Genomic DNA, 17,487 nt, shown 5'->3' with positions numbered 1-17,487 from the left:
AAAAATTCGCGACCGGATGTCTATCAATATTCTAACATATTCTAGCAGGCAAATCAACTCTTGGCTGTTTTTCCCTCCATTTGACGCAGATCCGCCATCCGTCCGGCGATCATTCTGGGGAAAAACACAAGGAACAGCACCGTGGTCACAACGGCGCAGAACACGTCGCACACCGGCTCGGCGTAGAAGGCCGCGTCGGCGGTCAGCAGAATGGGGAAGAGCACCGTCCCGGTGAGGAAGGTGGCCTTGCGGAACAGGGAGCAGAACAGGGCCAGCCGCAGATGGCCCATGGCGGTGGTCTCGTCCACCAGGGTGTACTGCACCGCCAGAGGGATGATGCCAAAGGTGTACACCTTGATATAGGCCACCGTCCGGGCCATCAGGGAGGCGTCCGCCGTGAAGAGCCGGACAAACAGCGGCGACAGGGTGTGGGTAAACAGGGTCATCAGGGTGGTAAAGGCCAGGCACAGGGCGCAGATGCACCCGATGGCCTTTTTGATCCGCTCGGGCTGCCCGGCGCCGTAGTTGAAGCTGACCACGCTCTGACAGCCGCCGGTGATGCCACCCATGGGCATGGTGATGATACACATATAGCTCTGGACAATGGTGCCGCAGGTGACCAGGATGTCCCCCTCCCCCGGCCCGCCGTACCGCTGGAGCATGGCGTTGAGGACGATGAGGAGCACGCTGTCCGTGGCGATGATCAGGAAGGGCGTCAGGCCGAAGCTGGCGATGCGCACAATGACCCGCCACCGGAAGCCGCCCCACCCCAGCCGCACCGGCATGGACCTGCGCCGCAGGAAGAAGAGCACCAGGCCGCAGGAGCACATCTGGGAGATGACGGTGGCGATGGCCGCGCCCGCCACGTCCAGCCCCAGCAGGTAGATGAACACCGGGTCCAGCACGATGTTCATCACCGCGCCCACCAGCACGGTGGCCATGCCCAGGCCGGAGCGGCCCTGGCAGATAAGGAAGCTGTTCATACCCGTGGCCATGAGGGCGAAGAAGGTGCCGGCGGTGTAGATGGTCAGGTAGGTGTTGGCGTAGGGGAACGTGGCCTCGCTGGCGCCGAAGCACATGAGCAGCGGCTCCCGCAGCAGCAGAAACAGGGCCGTGAGCACCCCGGAGAGCACCAGCAGCATGAGAAAGCCGTTGTTGAGCACCCGCTGGGCCTCCTCCCGGTTGCCCTCCCCCATGCGCATGGCCAGGTTGGGAGAGCCGCCCAGGCCCACCAGGGTGGCAAAGGAGGACAGCAGGGTCACAATGGGCCCGCACACCCCCACGCCCGCCAGGGCCACGGTGCCGATATCCGGGATATTGCCGATGTACATCCGGTCCACAATGCTGTACAGCACGCTCACCAGCTGGGCCAGCATGGTGGGGATGGCCAGGCGCAGGATCAGAGGCCCCACAGGGTCCTTTCCCAGATCGTTTCGATGCCGCATGCTATCTCTCCCCTCTGTGTCTGTGAGACAGACTCATTCCGGCCCATTATAGTGGATACTTCCCCCGCCGTAAAGAGGTATTTCCTCCTTTTTTCCCCCTTTTCTTCTCTCCCCGTTCTCCCCGCTCAGCACTCGCCGTTCTGCCGTGCTTTTGTTTTAGCACTCTCATATCAAGAGTGCTAATGTTTACAATTTGGACATAATTTATTGTATATTTGTTCACAGACCGGCAGTATACTTAGGGTCAGAAAAAGAGATCGAGTGGTTGACCGGAACAAAGTCCAGCTCTCTGAAAGGGGTTTTGCAGTATGCGTGGTCCCCGTGATTAGCAGAATAATAGTTCGACTGCCAGAGTCCGACCGTTCCCGAAAACAACATCTTCAGTCTAAATCCAAAGGAGAGATTTCTATGTTTGGCATGCTTCCTTTTGAGCGCAGCAATGACAATATGTTCGATACGTTTGATAACTTCGCCCGCGACTTCTTCCGCAGCAGCAACACCTCCCTGCCCGCCTTCCGCACCGACATCCGCGAGGTCAACGACAAGTACGTGCTGGAGGCCGAGCTCCCCGGCTTCAACAAGGAGGACATCACCCTGGATGTGAAGGACGGTATCCTCACCATCACCGCCGAGCACAAGGAGGACAGCGACAAGAAGGACGAGAAGGGCAACTACCTGCGCCGTGAGCGCCGCTACGGTTCCTTCTCCCGTTCCTTCGACATCACCGGTATCGACGAAGCCGGCATCACCGCCGCCTACAACAACGGGGTGCTGGAGCTGAACCTGCCCAAGGCCCAGCCCGTGGTCCCCGAGGCGCGGAGAATCGCCATCGAGTAACGGCAAGCCCCGGGAGCCGGTCAGCTTTGGCTGACCGGCTCCCTTTCGCTTCTCCCTTCTGCCGCAGTCTGGAAAAAAGGTATGGACTTTGCGGCGAAAAGATAGTAGATTAGTGGCGGGATGCGGGCGCATCGCTCCGCCGCCCATTCAGAATCCGTTTTACACCCTGAGAGGATGTGACTTTCCATATGAACGCCAACAAATATACCCAGAAATCCCTGGAGGCCATCCAGGAGGCCCAGGCCATCGCCACTGAGTACAGCAACCAGCAGATCGAGCAGGCCCACCTGATGCTGGCCCTGCTGGAGACCGAAAACGGCCTGATCCCCCAGCTGCTGACCAAGATGGGACTGACCGTCCCCTCCTTTGCCGCGGCTGTGAAGAACGAGGTCCAGAAGCTGCCCCGTGTGTCCGGCTCCGGCCGGGAGCAGGGCAAGATCTATGTGGCCCAGGACGTGGACAAGACCCTGAACGCCGCCGAGTCGGTGGCCGGGTCCATGAAGGACGAGTACGTCTCCGTGGAGCACCTGCTGCTGGCCCTGGTGGAGTGCGCCAACAGCAGCCTGAAGCACCTCTTCCAGACCTACCGCATCACCCGCGAGGGCATCCTGCAGGCCCTCTCCTCCATCCGGGGCAACCAGCGGGTCACCAGCGACAACCCGGAGGAGACCTATGACGCCCTGAAGAAATACGGCTCCGACCTGGTGGAGCGGGCCCGCCAGAACAAGCTGGACCCGGTCATCGGCCGTGACGACGAGATCCGAAACGTGATCCGTATCCTCAGCCGTAAGACCAAGAACAACCCTGTCCTCATCGGCGAGCCCGGCGTGGGCAAGACCGCCATCGCCGAGGGCCTGGCCCAGCGGATCGTCAAGGGCGATGTGCCCGGCTCCCTGAAGGACAAGACCATCTTCGCCCTGGACATGGGCGCCCTCATCGCCGGCGCCAAGTACCGGGGCGAGTTTGAGGAGCGGCTGAAGGCCGTCCTCAACGAGGTGAAGAAGAGCGAGGGCAAGATCATCCTCTTCATCGATGAGCTGCACACCATCGTGGGCGCGGGCAAGACCGAGGGCGCCATGGACGCCGGCAACCTGCTCAAGCCCCTGCTGGCCCGGGGCGAGCTCCACTGTATCGGCGCCACCACCCTCAACGAGTACCGCCAGTACATTGAGAAGGACGCCGCCCTGGAGCGCCGGTTCCAGCCCGTCATGGTCAACGAGCCCAGCGTGGAGGACACCATCGCCATCCTCCGCGGCCTGAAGGAGCGGTACGAGGTGTACCACGGCGTGAAGATCACCGACAGCGCCATCATCGCCGCCGCCACCCTGTCCAACCGCTACATCACCGACCGGTTCCTGCCCGACAAAGCCATCGACCTCATCGACGAGGCCTGCGCCATGATCCGCACCGAGATCGACTCCATGCCCACTGAGCTGGATGTGGTCCAGCGGAAGATCATCCAGCACGAGATCGAGGAGGCCGCCCTGAAGAAGGAGACCGACAAGATCTCCCAGGAGCACCTGGCCGAGATCCAGAAGGAACTCTCCGACATGCGGGAGGAGTTCAAGGCCAAGAAGGCCCAGTGGGAGAACGAGAAGAACGCCATCGGCAAGGTCCAGAAGCTCCGCGAGGAGCTGGAGCAGGCCAACGCCCAGCTGGAGAAGGCCCAGCGGTCCTACGACCTGAACAAGGCCGCCGAGCTGCAGTACGGCCGCATCCCCGAGCTGCGCAAGCAGCTGGAGGCCGAGGAGGCCCTGGCCCAGCAGGGCAAGGAGAACTCCCTCCTGCGGGACAAGGTCACCGAGGAGGAGATCGCCCGCATCATCGAGCGCTGGACCGGCATCCCCGTGGCCAAGCTGATGGAGGGCGAGCGGGAGAAGCTGCTCCACCTGGAGGACATCCTCCACAAGCGGGTCATCGGCCAGGACGAGGCCGTCCGCCTGGTGTCCGAGGCCATCCTGCGCAGCCGCGCCGGCATCGCCGACCCCAACAAGCCCATCGGCTCCTTCCTGTTCCTGGGCCCCACCGGCGTGGGCAAGACCGAGCTGGCCAAGACCCTGGCCGAGGCCCTGTTCGACAGCGAGAAGAACATGGTGCGTATCGACATGAGCGAGTACATGGAGAAGTTCTCGGTCTCCCGGCTCATCGGCGCGCCTCCGGGATATGTGGGCTATGAGGAGGGCGGCCAGCTGACCGAGGCCGTCCGCCGTCACCCCTACTCCGTGGTCCTCTTCGACGAGGTGGAGAAGGCCCATCCCGACGTGTTCAACGTGCTCCTCCAGGTGCTGGACGACGGCCGGATCACCGACAGCCAGGGCCGCACCGTGGACTTCAAGAACACCATCATCATCCTCACCTCCAACCTGGGCAGCCAGTTCCTGCTGGACGGCATCGACGCCAACGGCGAGATCAGCCAGACCGCCCGGGACCAGGTCAACGACCTGCTGAAGCGGTCCTTCCGGCCCGAGTTCCTCAACCGGCTGGACGAGATCGTGTTCTACAAGCCCCTGACCAAGGCCAACATCACCCACATCATCGACCTGCTGGTGGCCGATCTGAACCGCCGTCTGGCCGACAAGCAGCTCACTGTGGAGCTGACCCAGGCCGCCAAGGACTTCGTCATCGACAGCTCCTACGACCCCGTGTACGGCGCCCGTCCCCTGCGCCGCTTCGTGCAGCACACGGTGGAGACCCTCATCGGCCGCAAGATCATTGCCGACCAGGTGGCCCCCGGCGACACCCTCACCGTGGACTGCAAGGACGGCCAGCTCACCGTGGACGCCCATCAGGTGCTCACCGGCGAGGTTGTAACCGAATAACAGACCGCAACGGCGGCAGCGCATGAGAAATGCGCTGCCGCCGTTTCTTTATGTCCCGGAGGACTGCTCCTCCTCCGGCACCGTGCTCACAAGGCGGGTCTTGGACCAGCGCTCGTAAAACGCCGGCCTGCCGCCCATCACCTGGGTCAGGGCCAGGAACAGGAACGCCACATACCCCGCCACCACGGCGCCGCCCAGCATCAGCCCCGCCAGCTCCGGCACCAGCCCCCAGGCCTCCAGCCGGTCCAGCAGCCACCGGAGCACCGGGAGACTCCAGCGAACCCCGGCCAGCAGAAGGCCGTAGCGGAGCAGATACTGGTACCGCTTGGGCGGCTGTCCCGCCGCTGTGACCAGCTTCATCCTGGTCAGACGGTGCCCCACCGTGCTCCCGCCCAGCAGCAGGGGGCAGAGGGCGAAATAGGCCAGGCAGAACAGCTCCGCCGCCGGTTCGGGCAGATACACCTGCCAGTGGAATGCTGTGGACACCAGATTGGCCAGCACCACAGCCACCGCCAGGACGATGCCGTCATACAGCAGGGCCACCAGCCGCCGCAGGAAGGACACCCGCCGCCCCCGGGCAAAACTGGCCCGGTCCATCCTCTCCCGGGTAGGCAATATTTTGGCCGCCAGCCCAGCCAGCAGATACCCGATCATGCTGCCGCAGGTGTTGACCATCAAGTCGTCCACGTCAAAGATGCGGTAGCTGCCCGGGTAGATGAAGTAGAGCCCGGTGAGCTGCGTCAGCTCAAAGAACAGGGACAGCAGCGCCGAGAGCACCAGCGTCTTCTTCCAGCCGCAGCGGAAGTAGTACCGCAGGTACATGCCGAAGGGCATGGTCATCAGGAGGTTGAAGGCCGTGGTCAGGAAGGCCCCGCAGGTGAACAGAGATGCCCAGGTCTCCGGCCGGTTCCAGACAACGTGGGAGGTGCGGAGGATGTCCCCCACAAAGGCAAAGGGGATCAGCTGGGCCTTGTGTCCATGGAGCGCGGACGCCGCCTCGCCGCTGGGCAGGGGCAGGATCACCAGGCAGTACACGCACAGGAGGTAGAGCACAAAGGAGTACACCACCAGGATGCGCACGCTGAGCACGGAGCCGTACTTGTGGTAGTTGAACGCGACGTAGGGGACGGTGAACAGCACCGCCAGAATGGGGAACAGAATGGCCGCCTGCCGGATGGCCTCCAGATAGCTGCTCATGGGGCTTACCTTCTCTCTTTTCTTCGTTGGCACCCAGTCTATCAGAAAAGATTCAAGGAATTCTTAAGAAGGACATTATTTTTTCTTTTTTCGCCCTTCCCTCCCTTTTTCAAACCCGCAAAGCCTTGGAAACACCGGGATTCTACCGCTGGTTTACCTCCTCCCACCACAAAGCGGTTGCCAAATCTCCCCCGCTCGGCTATGCTGGAGACAGAAAGAAGGAGGTGCCACATATGGACAGTATCCGAACCGGCAGCTTTATCGCCTCCCTCCGCCGGGAGAAAGGCATGACCCAGAAAGAGCTGGCCTCTCTGCTGGGCGTCAGCGACAAGGCCGTCAGCAAATGGGAGCGGGGCGAGAGCTACCCCGAGGTCACTCTGTTCCCCGCCCTGGGGGCCGTCCTGGGCGTCACCGCCGACGAGCTGATGGCCGGCGAGCGACAGCCCCAGACCCCCACGGAGGCCCCCGAGCCCATCCGCGTCCCCGAGCAGTCCCTCTATCCGCTCCTGATGGACAACGTCCGGGAGAAGGCCGCCCGCAGCGCCCTGCTGGCCTGGCTGCTGGCCGTGCTGGCCTTTGTGGTCAAGTACGCCTTCTCCGGCAACAGCCTCAGCGAGGGCGCCCTCTTCCCCTGGCTGGCCCCCGGGGCCGCCGCCCTGCTGGGCATCGCGGGCGCGGTGCTCCTGTTCCTGGCCTCCGGGCAGTTCTCCGCCTCCCGGCGGCAGTACCGCGCCATGTCCGGCCTCACTGACAGCCGCACCCTCTCCCCCTATCTCCTGCTCTTCGCCCTCACCGCGCTGTTCCTGCTGTCCAGCCTGACATTGGACGCCATGGCGGGCAGCAGCGTGTTCAACTCCAAGGGTGAAAACCTGTTTGTCCTCAAATCCAGCACCATCAACCTCTCCATTGTCTTTGCCTGCGTGCTCTCCGCTGCCAACCTGGCCATCCGCCGTTGGGGCGACCGGCAGCCCGACCGTCCGGACAGGCTGGAGATGGCCGTCACCCTGCTGACCACCCTTGTGACTGTGGCTGCCACTCTCCTGCTGATCCGCTTCCTGTGGGACGCGGTGGAGCAGGGGCTTTACCAGCGGCCGCCCCTGCCCGACCTGGGCGAGGACACCCCTCAGTTTGGAAGCTATGACTACCTCAAGTATCTGGTGTCCGGCCTCCAGTACGGCCTGCCCGGCGTGGCCCCCACCCTCTTCGGCGGCATCGGGGTCTGCGTCCTGCTCAACCTGTTCTGGATGATCCGGCGGCGGGATCTGCGCAGCGCGGTGTGCGGTCTGGCCAACCTGGCTATCCCCGGCCTGGTGCTGGGCTGCTTCGACTTCTGGTTCAGGCTGGCCCCCTTCTATGGTGTATGGGACGCAGCCTGGAATCCCACCGGGTCCACCACCCTCCTCTTTGTGGTGGTCATCGGCCTGTTCGACCTGCTCCTGGCCGCCGCCCTCACCATCCGGCATCTGGCCGGCACGGCGGTGCCGGTCCGGCAGCATACCGACGACAACTGACATGCGTACGGGCGGGCGGAAAATTTCTCCGCCCGCCCTGCAATTTTATACTTGACATTTGTCTGATTTTATGCTTATAATTTAGCAAATCAAATCGATAAACTGATGACGAAGAGAAGTAGCCCGGAGGGAAAGCCTCCCAGAGAGCCGCGGACGGTGGGAGCGCGGCAGGCGGACGCCGGGTGAATGGACTTCCGAGGGCACAGCGAACGGGCCGCGGCCTCAGTAGCGCGACGGGGACTCCACCCGTTATCAGGGGAGCCTGCGTTTTGGGACGCGGGAAAGTGAGCGGGCATACGGCGCACCGTATGTCAATCCGGGTGGTACCGCAGAGGTCTTCGGCCTTTGTCCCAGAGAACAGAAGTTCTGGGACGAGGGTCTTTTTTGTTGCCTTCTTCCAGAACAGCCCCAGCAAAAAACACTGAGAAGGAGCGATTACCATGACTAAGATCCCCCACAAGCTGTACCTCACCGAAGACCAGATGCCTCAGAAATGGTTCAATCTGCGCTCTGTCATGAAGGACCAGCCCGACCCCATGCTCCACTCCGGCACCCTCCAGCCGGTGACCGAGGCCGACCTGGCCCCCATCTTCTGCGCCGAGCTGGCCCAGCAGGAGCTGGACTGCACCCACGAGTTCATCGACATCCCCGAGCCGGTGCTGGACATCTACAAGATGTACCGCCCCTCCCCCATCATCCGGGCCTACGACCTGGAGAAGGCCCTGGGCACCCCCGCCAGGATCTACTACAAGTACGAGGGCAACAACACCTCCGGCTCCCACAAGCTCAACTCCGCCGTGCCCCAGGCCTACTACGCCAAGCAGCAGGGCCTGTCCGGCGTCACCACTGAGACCGGAGCCGGCCAGTGGGGCACCGCCCTCAGCGTGGCCTGCGCCTACTTCAACCTGTCCTGCGACGTGTATATGGTCAAGTGCTCCTACGAGCAGAAGCCCTTCCGCAAGGCCATGATGAACGTGTTCGGCGCCTCGGTGGTGCCCTCCCCCTCCATGACCACCGAGGTGGGCCGGAAGATTCTGGCTGAGAACCCAGGCACCACCGGCTCCCTGGGCTGCGCCATCTCCGAGGCGGTGGAGGCCGCCGTCACCGGCGGCGACAAGCGGTATGTTCTGGGCAGCGTGCTCAACCAGGTGCTCCTCCACCAGTCCATCATCGGCCTGGAGAGCAAGCTGGCCCTGGAGCAGCTGGGCGAGTATCCCGACATCGTGGTGGGCTGTGCCGGCGGCGGCTCCAACCTGGGCGGCCTCATCGCCCCCTTCATGGCCGACAAAATCCGGGGCGTAAAGAACCCCCGCATCGTGGCGGTGGAGCCCGCCTCCTGTCCCTCCTTCACCCGGGGCAAGTACGCCTACGACTTCTGCGACACCGGCAAGGTCACGCCCCTGGCCCGGATGTACACCCTGGGCAGCGGCTTCATCCCCGCCCCCAACCACGCCGGCGGCCTGCGCTACCACGGCATGAGCCCCATCCTGTCCAAGCTCTACCACGACGGGTACATGGAGGCGGTGAGCTATCAGCAGACCCAGGTCTTTGAGGCGGCGGTGTTCTTCGCCAAGCACGAGACCATCCTCCCCGCCCCCGAGTCGGCCCACGCCATCAAGGGCGCCATGGATGAGGCGCTCAAATGCAAGGAGACCGGCGAGGAGAAGAGCATCCTCTTCGGCCTGACCGGCACCGGCTTCTTCGACATGACCGCCTATGAGAACTACCTCAGCGGCAAGATGACCGACTACGTGCCCACCGACGCCGACCTCCAGAAGGGCTTCGACTCCCTGCCCGACATCCCCCAGAACAAGAACATCTGAACACAGGCAAGCCCCCGGGCCGCAGAGCGGTCCGGGGGCTTATTCTGCAAAGAGGGGACGGCGCGACCTCTGCGCCGTCCCCTCTTCCGTTTTCTGAATCAGAGCACCTTGCGGATGCGCTCCACGGCCTCCACGGTGGCGTCCGCGCCGCCGAAGGCGGTGAGGCGGATGTAGCCCTCGCCGCTGGGGCCGAAGCCGGCGCCGGGGGTGGTGACCACGTTGGCCTGGTGGAGCAGCTTGTCGAAGAACTCCCAGGAGCCCATGCCGTCGGGGGTCTTGGCCCAGACGTAGGGGGAGTTCTCGCCGCCGGACACGGTCAGGCCCGCGGCCTTCAGGCCGTCGAAGATCACCTTGGCGTTGCGCTTGTAGAAGTCGATGTTCTCCATGACCTGGGCGTGGCCCTCGGGGGTGTAGATGGCCGCCGCGCCCCGCTGGACCACATAGGGCACGCCGTTGAACTTGGTGCACTGGCGGCGGTTCCACAGGGCGTTCAGGCTGGCGCCGTCCCGCTCCAGGGCCTTGGGCACCACGGTGTAGGCGCAGCGGGTGCCGGTGAAGCCGGCGGTCTTGGAGAAGGAGCGGAACTCGATGGCGCAGGTCTTGGCGCCGGGGATCTCAAAGATGCTGTGGGGGATCTCCGGGTCGGAGATGAAGGCCTCGTAGGCGGAGTCGAAGAGGATCACGCTGCCGTTGGCGTTGGCCCAGTCCACCCAGGCCTGGAGCTGGGCGCGGGTGGCCACGGCGCCGGTGGGGTTGTTGGGGAAGCAGAGGTAGACCAGGTCGGCCTTCTCCGCGGGGATGGCGGGAGAGAACCCGTTCTCCGCCACGCAGGGCATGTAGACCAGGCGGCTCCACTTGCCGCTCTCCTCGCTGAAGTCCCCGGCCCGGCCGGCCATGGCGTTGGTGTCCACATACACGGGGTACACCGGGTCGCACACGGCCACCACATTGTCGGTGCCGAAGATGTCGCCGATGTTGCCGCAGTCGCTCTTGGCGCCGTCAGAGACGAAGATCTCAGAGGGGTCGATCTCCACGCCCCGGGCGTGGTAGTCGTGGACGGCAATGGCCTCCCGGAGGAAGTCGTAGCCCTGCTCAGGGCCGTAGCCGTGGAAGCCCTCCACCGTGGCCATCTCGTCCACAGCGGCGTGCATGGCGGCAGTGACGGCGGGCACCAGGGGGCGGGTCACGTCGCCGATGCCCAGGCGGATCAGCTTCTTGTCCGGGTTGGCGTCGGCGTACACCGACACGCGGCGGGCGATCTCGGAAAACAGGTAGCTGCCGGGCAGCTTCAGGTAGTTGCGGTTAATGGTGGTCATATGCATCCTCCGTATCTGCTCCGCCCCGGGGTCTCCGGGCGGAAATTTTCTGCTGTAACGCATTACATCAGCTTAGCAGGCACTATTATATCCCTTTTTTCCCCCGGACACAACGGTAATTTTACTGTTCCTGGGAAATTTCTCCTTCAAAGACGGTCACCGCCGGGCCGGTCATGTAGAGGTGGCCGTTCTCCTCCGCCCAGCGGACTTCCAGCTCTCCGCCGGGCAGGCGGACCGTGGTGTGGCAGGACACCAGTCCGGCCTGGGCGGCGGCGGTCAGGGCGGCGCAGGCGCCGGTGCCGCAGGCCAGGGTCTCGCCGCTCCCCCGCTCCCACACCCGCGCCTTCAGGCCTCCCCGGTCGTCCGGCTGGACGAACTCCACGTTCACCCGGTCCGGGAAGGCGGGGTGGTACTCCAGCGCAGGCCCGATCCTGGCCAGGTCCAGGGCGTCCACCCCGCCGCAGAACACCACCGCGTGGGGGTTGCCCACCGACACGGGGACCGCCTGCCATGTTCTCCCCGCCGCCATCAGCTTCACCGGCGGCGACAGCTCCGGCCGCCCCATGTCCACCAGCACCGACTGTACTTTTCCGTCCCGGAGAAACAGCTCCAGGTAGCGCACCCCCGAGGCGGTCTCCACCGTCAGGAGGGAGGTCTTTCGGGTCAGTCCCTTGTCGTACACATACTTGCCCAGACAGCGGATGCCGTTGCCGCACATGGCCCCTTCCGAGCCGTCGGCATTGAAGATCCGCATGCCGAAGTCCGCCCGCTCCGACGGGCAGATGCAGATCAGCCCGTCCGCGCCCACGCCGAAGTGCCGGTCGGACAGCCGGACCGCCAGCTCAGGCAGATTGTCCGGCACTCCGCCGGTACAGTTGAGATACACGTAATCATTGCCCAGACCCTGCATTTTGGTAAAGCGCATGGCTCTCTCCCCCGCCGCCCCGCCGGATTTCCGGCGGGACACCCTGCGGGGGCGGTCCCCCCGGAGCGGGGCCGTACCCCTTATCCCTATGCGCCGCAGTCCTCGCTGAGAACCCGCCGGGCGGTCTCCAGCAGGCGGGAACCGCTGTCCATGCTCCGCTTCTGCAGGTAGCGGTGGGCCTCCTCCTCGGTAAAGCCCCGGCTGGCCATCAGGGCCGCCTTGGCCTGCTCCACCACCGCCTTCTCCTCCTCGCTGCGGTGGGGCCGGGTCATCTTCTCCAGCCGGTGGCCCACCTGGAGCAGCAGCCGCACCGAAGCAATCAGATCCCCGCGGGACACCGGAGAGGCCAGCTTGAAGATGTCGTCGCTCTCACACAGGTCCAGCATGCCCTGGTTGGCCACCATCAGCATGGCGCAGAACGGGGGGAGGTCCTCAAACATCTGCTCGGCGGACTCGTCATGGAATTTGTAGCCGCAGACCACGGCGGAGATGTGTTGCTTGCTCACCACCCGCTTCACCTCGGCGGCGCTGCGGCAGACCACGCAGGAGGCGGTGCCCGAGCTCTCCAGGATCTCCCGGATGCGCCGGCCGCTCTCTTCCTTTGCAAAGGATACGATTATCTTTTCCATGTTCGGCTCCGCTCCTTCTCATGGGGGAGTATGCGCCGGGGGGACGGCGCGTCTTGTAACGCCCCGTCCCCCCGGTTTTGCCGGCAGTGCCGGAGCTGTGATTCTGTTTTGCTCAATGGTTCATGATATGCTTCTCTCTCCCGGGAGGAGGCACGGGTGCGGTACTCCTGGGGGAAACCGGTTCCCCGCAAGGCCCCCATGCCCTTCGAGGAGGTGGATCAATAGTTGATGATATACTTTTCCCGCTCCCAGGAGGACACACGGGTGCGGTACTCATCCCACTCTTTTTTCTTGCCCTCGATGTAGTTGTTGGCCACGTGCTCGCCCAGGGTATCCAGCACCAGCCGGTCGCCCTCCATCAGGCGGATGGCCTCCTCCAGAGAGCCGGGCAGGCTGGCGATGCCGTGGGCCTCCCGGGTGGCCGGGTCCATGGCGTAGATGTTCTGGGTGATCTCCGCCGGGGGCACCAGGCCCTTCTCGATGCCGTCCAGACCGGCGGTCAGGCACACGGCAAAGGCCAGGTAGGGATTGCAGGACGGGTCGGGGGAGCGCAGCTCCACCCGGGTGGCCTGGCCGCGGGAAGCGGGGATGCGGATGAGGGCGGAGCGGTTGGATGCCGACCAGGCCAGATAGCAGGGGGCCTCATAGCCGGGCACCAGCCGCTTGTAGGAGTTGACCAGGGGGTTGGTGATGGCAGCCATGCCGGGGACGTGGCGCAGCAGGCCGGCGATGAAGCTGTACGCCTCACGGGACAGGCCCCGCTCGTCGTTGGGATCGTAGAACACGTTCTTGCCGTCCCGGAACAGGGACATGTTGGTGTGCATGCCGGAACCGGCCACGCCGAAGATGGGCTTGGGCATGAAGGTGGCGTGGAGGCCGTTCTTCTGGGCCAGGGTCTTGACCGCCAGCTTGAAGGTCATGATGTTGTCGGCGGCGTGGAGGGCCTCGGCGTACTTGAAGTCGATCTCGTGCTGGCCCTGGGCGCACTCGTGGTGGCTGGCCTCGATCTCAAAGTCCATCTGCTCCAGGGCCATGCAGATCTCCCGGCGGGTGGACTCGCCGTGGTCCAGGGGGCCCAGGTCAAAGTAGCCCGCCTCGTCGTTGGTCTTGGTGGTGGGCTTGCCCTCGTCGTCGGTCTGGAACAGGAAGAACTCCGCCTCAGGGCCCACGTTGAAGGTGTCAAAGCCCATGTCCCGGGCCTTCTGGATGGCCCGCTTCAGCACGTCCCGGGGGTCGCCCACAAAGGGGGTGCCGTCGGTGTTGTACACGTCGCAGATCAGCCGGGCCACCTTGCCGTGGCCGGGCCGCCAGGGGAACACGCGGAAGGTCCGCAGGTCGGGATACAGGTACTGGTCGGACTCGTCGATGCGGACGAAGCCGTCGATGGAGGAGCCGTCGAACATGCACTGGTTGTTGACGGCCTTCTCAATCTGCGAGGCGGTGATGGCCACGTTCTTCAGCTGGCCGAAGATGTCCGTGAACTGGAGGCGGATGAACTCGATGTCCTCCTCCCTGACAATGCGAATGATGTCTTCCTTCGTGTGAAGGTGGGTCATGGTGCGCGTCCCCTTTCATCCTCAAAAAATCGTTTTCCTATACGTCCAATCGAAAAAAGGCGCTCCGGTCCCCTGAGGGGTCGGAACGCCTTCGTTCTCAGCCAATGATATGCGGATCAGCACTTCGGCGCCGACTGTCCATGATTCTGACTCGTTTTCGCCCCGTCGGGCGGATATCCGGGCAGACCCTGCGGCCGAATCCTGTCAATATACTGTTCTGCACCGGAAGAAAGTGGGACTCCGTCGCCCCGCAAATTCTCCTTTGACATACTACCACACACGAAGCAAGTTGGCAATCGGCAAAATCATCTGCTTTTTCCGCCAAATGTCTGAAATTTCCGTTCTTGTTGACTAGGAAAGGCCGCCTCCCGGGCTCCGCTCCCTCTCCCGGAATTTTTCCCCGTACCCCCTTGACAAATCCAGTTAGCCGTTGTAAACTCATGCCATCGAATTAGTTAGCGCAAGCTAATTACCGCATCAGGGAAATCTTTCAGCCGGGAGGCGTATTTATGATGCCGCTTACAATGGCAAAGACCGGTGAGACGGTCACCATCCGGAAAATCACCGGGAAGGACGAGGTCCGCCTGCATCTGGCGGAGCTGGGATTTGTGGTGGACGGTACGGTCACGGTGGTCAGCGAGATCGCCGGCAACCTGATCCTTCAGGTCAAGGACAGCCGGATCGCGTTGGACAGGACCATGGCCAACCGAATCATGATTTGAGAGGAGCAGGGATATGAGAACACTCAGGGACGCAAAGGTGGGCGACACGGTCACGGTCGCCAGACTCCACGGCGAGGGCGCGGTCAAGCGCCGCATCATGGACATGGGCATCACCAAGGGGGTGGCCATCCATGTGCGGAAGGTGGCCCCCCTGGGAGACCCCATGGAGCTGAACGTGCGGGGCTATGAGCTGAGCGTGCGCAAGGCGGACGCGGAGATGATCGAGATTCAGTGATGCGTGTGTCTTTCTCAGCGCCGGCGGCAGAAGCCGCCTGTTCTTTGGCAGTATAGTTAGCAAATGCTAATGGAAAGGGAGTAGCAAGATGGAGTACAAAATCGCGCTGGCGGGCAACCCGAACTGCGGCAAAACCACGCTGTTCAACGCCCTGACCGGCTCCAGTCAGTATGTGGGCAACTGGCCCGGCGTCACCGTGGAGAAGAAGGAGGGCAGGCTGAAGGGCCACAAGGACGTGGTCATTCAGGACCTGCCCGGCATCTATTCCCTCTCCCCCTACACGCTGGAGGAGGTGGTGGCCCGGGACTATCTGGTCAATGAGAAGCCCGACGCCATTCTCAACATTGTGGACGGCACCAACATTGAGCGCAACCTGTACCTCACCACCCAGCTCATCGAGCTTGGCATCCCGGTGGTGGTGGCGGTGAACATGATCGACCTGGTCCGCAAGAACGGGGATAAGATCGACCTGGACCGCCTGGCCGGCGCCCTGGGCTGCCAGGTGGTGGAGATGAGCGCCCTGAAGGGCGAGGGCGGCATGGCCGCCGCGGAAAAGGCCCTGGAGCTGGCCAAAACCCACAAGACCGGCGAGCTGCCCCATGTGTTCACCGGCAGCGTGGAGCACGCCATCGCCCACATTGAGGAGTCCATCCAGGGCAGAGTGGACGACCGGTATCTCCGCTGGTACGCCATCAAGATCTTTGAGCGGGACGGCAAGGTGCTGGAGCAGCTGGGCCTGTCCCCCGAGCTGAAAAAGCACCTGGAGCTGCATATCGCCGACTGTGAGCACGAGCTGGATGACGACGCCGAGAGCATCATCACCAACCAGCGCTACTCCTACATCAGCTCCGTGGTGGATAAGGCGGTGAAAAAGAAGAAGGCCGCCCACAGCCTGACCGTCTCCGACAAGATCGACCGGGTGGTGACCAACCGCATCGCCGCCCTGCCCATCTTTGTGGCCGTCATGCTGCTGGTATACGCCATCTCCATGGGCGGCTGGACCGTCTCCATCGGAACCCACCTCACTGACTGGGCCAATGACGGCCTGTTCGGCGACGGCTGGTTTGTCCCCTTCACCGCCGATACGGATGCCTGGGACGAGGCTTCCGGCGCCTGGGAGGAGGCCTCCGCCATCATCGCGGCCCACGACGCGGGCGAGTCCGCTGCCTACCTCTACGACGACGAGTCCGGCGAGACCACCACCCTTGCGGTCAATGAGGAGACCTATCAGGCCGCCCTCACCGTGGCCGAGCCCGACCCCAGCGACTACGGCACCTGGGTGCCCGGCCTGCCCGTCCTGGCGGAAAACGGCCTGACCGCCATCGGCTGCAACGAGGTGCTCCAGTCCCTGATTCTGGACGGCATCATCGGCGGCGTGGGCGCGGTGCTGGGCTTTGTGCCTCAGATGCTGGTCCTCTTCCTGCTGCTGTCCATCCTGGAGGATGTGGGATATATGGCCCGCGTCGCCTTTATCATGGACCGGATCTTCCGCCGCTTCGGCCTGTCCGGCAAGAGCTTTATCCCCATGCTGGTGGCCACCGGCTGCGGCGTCCCCGGCATTATGGCCTCCCGCACCATTGAGCAGGAGCGGGACCGGAGAATGACCATTATGACCACCGGCTTCATCCCCTGCGGCGCCAAAATGCCCATCATCGCCCTGTTCGCCGGAGCGCTGTTCGGCGGCTCGGCCTGGGTGGCCGCCTCCGCCTACTTCATCGGCGTAGCGGCGGTGATTATCTCCGGCATTATCCTGAAAAAGACCAGGATTTTCGCCGGCGACCCCGCCCCCTTTGTCATGGAGCTGCCCGCCTATCACGCCCCCGCCGCCGTCAACGTGCTGCGGGCGACCTGGGAGCGGGGCTGGTCCTTCATCAAGCGGGCCGGCACCGTCATCCTCCTCTCCTCCATCATCCTCTGGTTCCTCCAGGGCTTCGGTTTTGTGGACGGCGTGTTCCAGATGGTGGAGGACAACAACGACTCCCTGCTGGCCGCCGTGGGCCACACCGTCGCCTTTATCTTCGCGCCCCTGGGCTTCGGCACCTGGCAGGCCACCGTGGCCACGGTCACCGGCCTCATCGCCAAGGAGGAGGTGGTCTCCACCTTCGGCGTCCTGTTCCCGGGCAACCTCACCATGGATATGGCCGCCGCCTTCACGCCGATTGCCGCCTACTCCTTCATGATCTTCAACCTGCTGTGCGCCCCCTGCTTCGCCGCCATGGGCGCCATCAAGCGGGAGATGAACAACTGGAAGTGGACCCTGGGCGCCATCGGCTACATGTGCGGCTTCGCCTATGTGGCGGCCCTCATGGTCTACCAGCTGGGCGGCCTGCTGACCGGCGCTGTGTCCTTCGGCGTGGGCACCGTGGTGGCTCTGGTCCTTCTGGCCGGACTCATCTACCTGCTCCTGCGCAGAAACAAGTATGAGGACCGTCCTCTGGGCGCCCGTGCTGTCAGCGCGGCAGCCAAGTAACT

At 63.7% G+C, this 17,487-nt stretch carries 13 protein-coding genes; 7 read left to right on the top strand and 6 right to left on the bottom strand.

All coding sequences use genetic code 11. The features are described from left to right. Positions 1-53 precede the first annotated feature (53 nt). Positions 54-1,445: an MATE family efflux transporter gene (locus tag WMO64_RS08085; protein ID WP_349231654.1), complete on the bottom strand. Its 1,392-nt coding sequence runs from the start codon at positions 1,443-1,445 to the stop codon at positions 54-56. 408 nt (positions 1,446-1,853) lie between these two features. On the opposite strand from WMO64_RS08085, the gene WMO64_RS08080 reads away from it, so the two are divergent. Both WMO64_RS08080 and clpB read left to right on the top strand, forming a co-directional pair. Continuing rightward, positions 1,854-2,282: an Hsp20/alpha crystallin family protein gene (locus WMO64_RS08080; protein WP_294517831.1), complete on the top strand. Its 429-nt coding sequence runs from the start codon at positions 1,854-1,856 to the stop codon at positions 2,280-2,282. A 188-nt stretch (positions 2,283-2,470) separates the two neighbouring features. Beyond that, positions 2,471-5,101, top strand: a complete 2,631-nt coding sequence (clpB, locus tag WMO64_RS08075) for an ATP-dependent chaperone ClpB (RefSeq protein ID WP_349231653.1) — start codon at positions 2,471-2,473, stop codon at positions 5,099-5,101. Between the two features lie 48 nt (positions 5,102-5,149). Here the strand turns inward: clpB and WMO64_RS08070 are convergent, their stop codons facing one another. Continuing rightward, positions 5,150-6,298: a VanZ family protein gene (locus WMO64_RS08070; RefSeq protein ID WP_349231652.1), complete on the bottom strand. Its 1,149-nt coding sequence runs from the start codon at positions 6,296-6,298 to the stop codon at positions 5,150-5,152. Between the two features lie 233 nt (positions 6,299-6,531). Between WMO64_RS08070 and WMO64_RS08065 the strand changes: the two genes are divergently transcribed. Continuing rightward, positions 6,532-7,809, top strand: coding sequence for a helix-turn-helix domain-containing protein (locus tag WMO64_RS08065; RefSeq protein ID WP_349231651.1), 1,278 nt, complete (start codon positions 6,532-6,534; stop codon positions 7,807-7,809). Positions 7,810-8,249: 440 nt separating this feature from the next. Next, on the top strand, positions 8,250-9,632 hold the full coding sequence (locus WMO64_RS08060) for a TrpB-like pyridoxal phosphate-dependent enzyme (protein ID WP_349231650.1): 1,383 nt from the start codon (positions 8,250-8,252) through the stop codon (positions 9,630-9,632). Positions 9,633-9,730: 98 nt separating this feature from the next. On the opposite strand, the gene WMO64_RS08055 is transcribed toward WMO64_RS08060, so the two are convergent. The 4 genes from WMO64_RS08055 to glnA form a co-directional block, all read right to left on the bottom strand. Beyond that, on the bottom strand, positions 9,731-10,948 hold the full coding sequence (locus WMO64_RS08055; RefSeq protein WP_349231648.1) for an LL-diaminopimelate aminotransferase: 1,218 nt from the start codon (positions 10,946-10,948) through the stop codon (positions 9,731-9,733). 121 nt (positions 10,949-11,069) lie between these two features. Further along, positions 11,070-11,873 carry a diaminopimelate epimerase gene (dapF, locus tag WMO64_RS08050; RefSeq protein ID WP_349231647.1) on the bottom strand — a complete coding sequence of 268 codons (804 nt, stop codon included), beginning with the start codon at positions 11,871-11,873 and terminating at the stop codon, positions 11,070-11,072. Positions 11,874-11,959: 86 nt separating this feature from the next. Beyond that, positions 11,960-12,502: an ANTAR domain-containing response regulator gene (locus tag WMO64_RS08045; protein WP_349231646.1), complete on the bottom strand. Its 543-nt coding sequence runs from the start codon at positions 12,500-12,502 to the stop codon at positions 11,960-11,962. Positions 12,503-12,720: 218 nt separating this feature from the next. Beyond that, complete coding sequence (glnA, locus tag WMO64_RS08040; protein ID WP_349231645.1) at positions 12,721-14,058, bottom strand: type I glutamate--ammonia ligase; 1,338 nt, start codon at positions 14,056-14,058, stop codon at positions 12,721-12,723. A 509-nt stretch (positions 14,059-14,567) separates the two neighbouring features. On the opposite strand from glnA, the gene WMO64_RS08035 reads away from it, so the two are divergent. The 3 genes from WMO64_RS08035 (at position 14,568) to feoB (ending at position 17,485) form a co-directional block, all read left to right on the top strand. Further along, a complete protein-coding gene (locus WMO64_RS08035; protein WP_294520154.1) occupies positions 14,568-14,780 on the top strand; it encodes a FeoA family protein in 213 nt (70 codons plus the stop codon). 13 nt (positions 14,781-14,793) lie between these two features. Next, entirely contained in the window at positions 14,794-15,015 is a 222-nt protein-coding gene (locus WMO64_RS08030) for a FeoA family protein (protein WP_349231644.1), read from the top strand. An 88-nt stretch (positions 15,016-15,103) separates the two neighbouring features. Continuing rightward, a complete protein-coding gene (gene feoB / locus WMO64_RS08025) occupies positions 15,104-17,485 on the top strand; it encodes a ferrous iron transport protein B (protein WP_349231643.1) in 2,382 nt (793 codons plus the stop codon). The last annotated feature ends 2 nt before the right edge of the window (positions 17,486-17,487 follow it).

Origin of the sequence: Pseudoflavonifractor intestinihominis, from assembly GCF_040096055.1 — a bacterium.
Taxonomy (GTDB): domain Bacteria; phylum Bacillota; class Clostridia; order Oscillospirales; family Oscillospiraceae; genus Pseudoflavonifractor; species Pseudoflavonifractor intestinihominis.
This window is presented reverse-complemented; position numbering and strand designations above follow the sequence as displayed.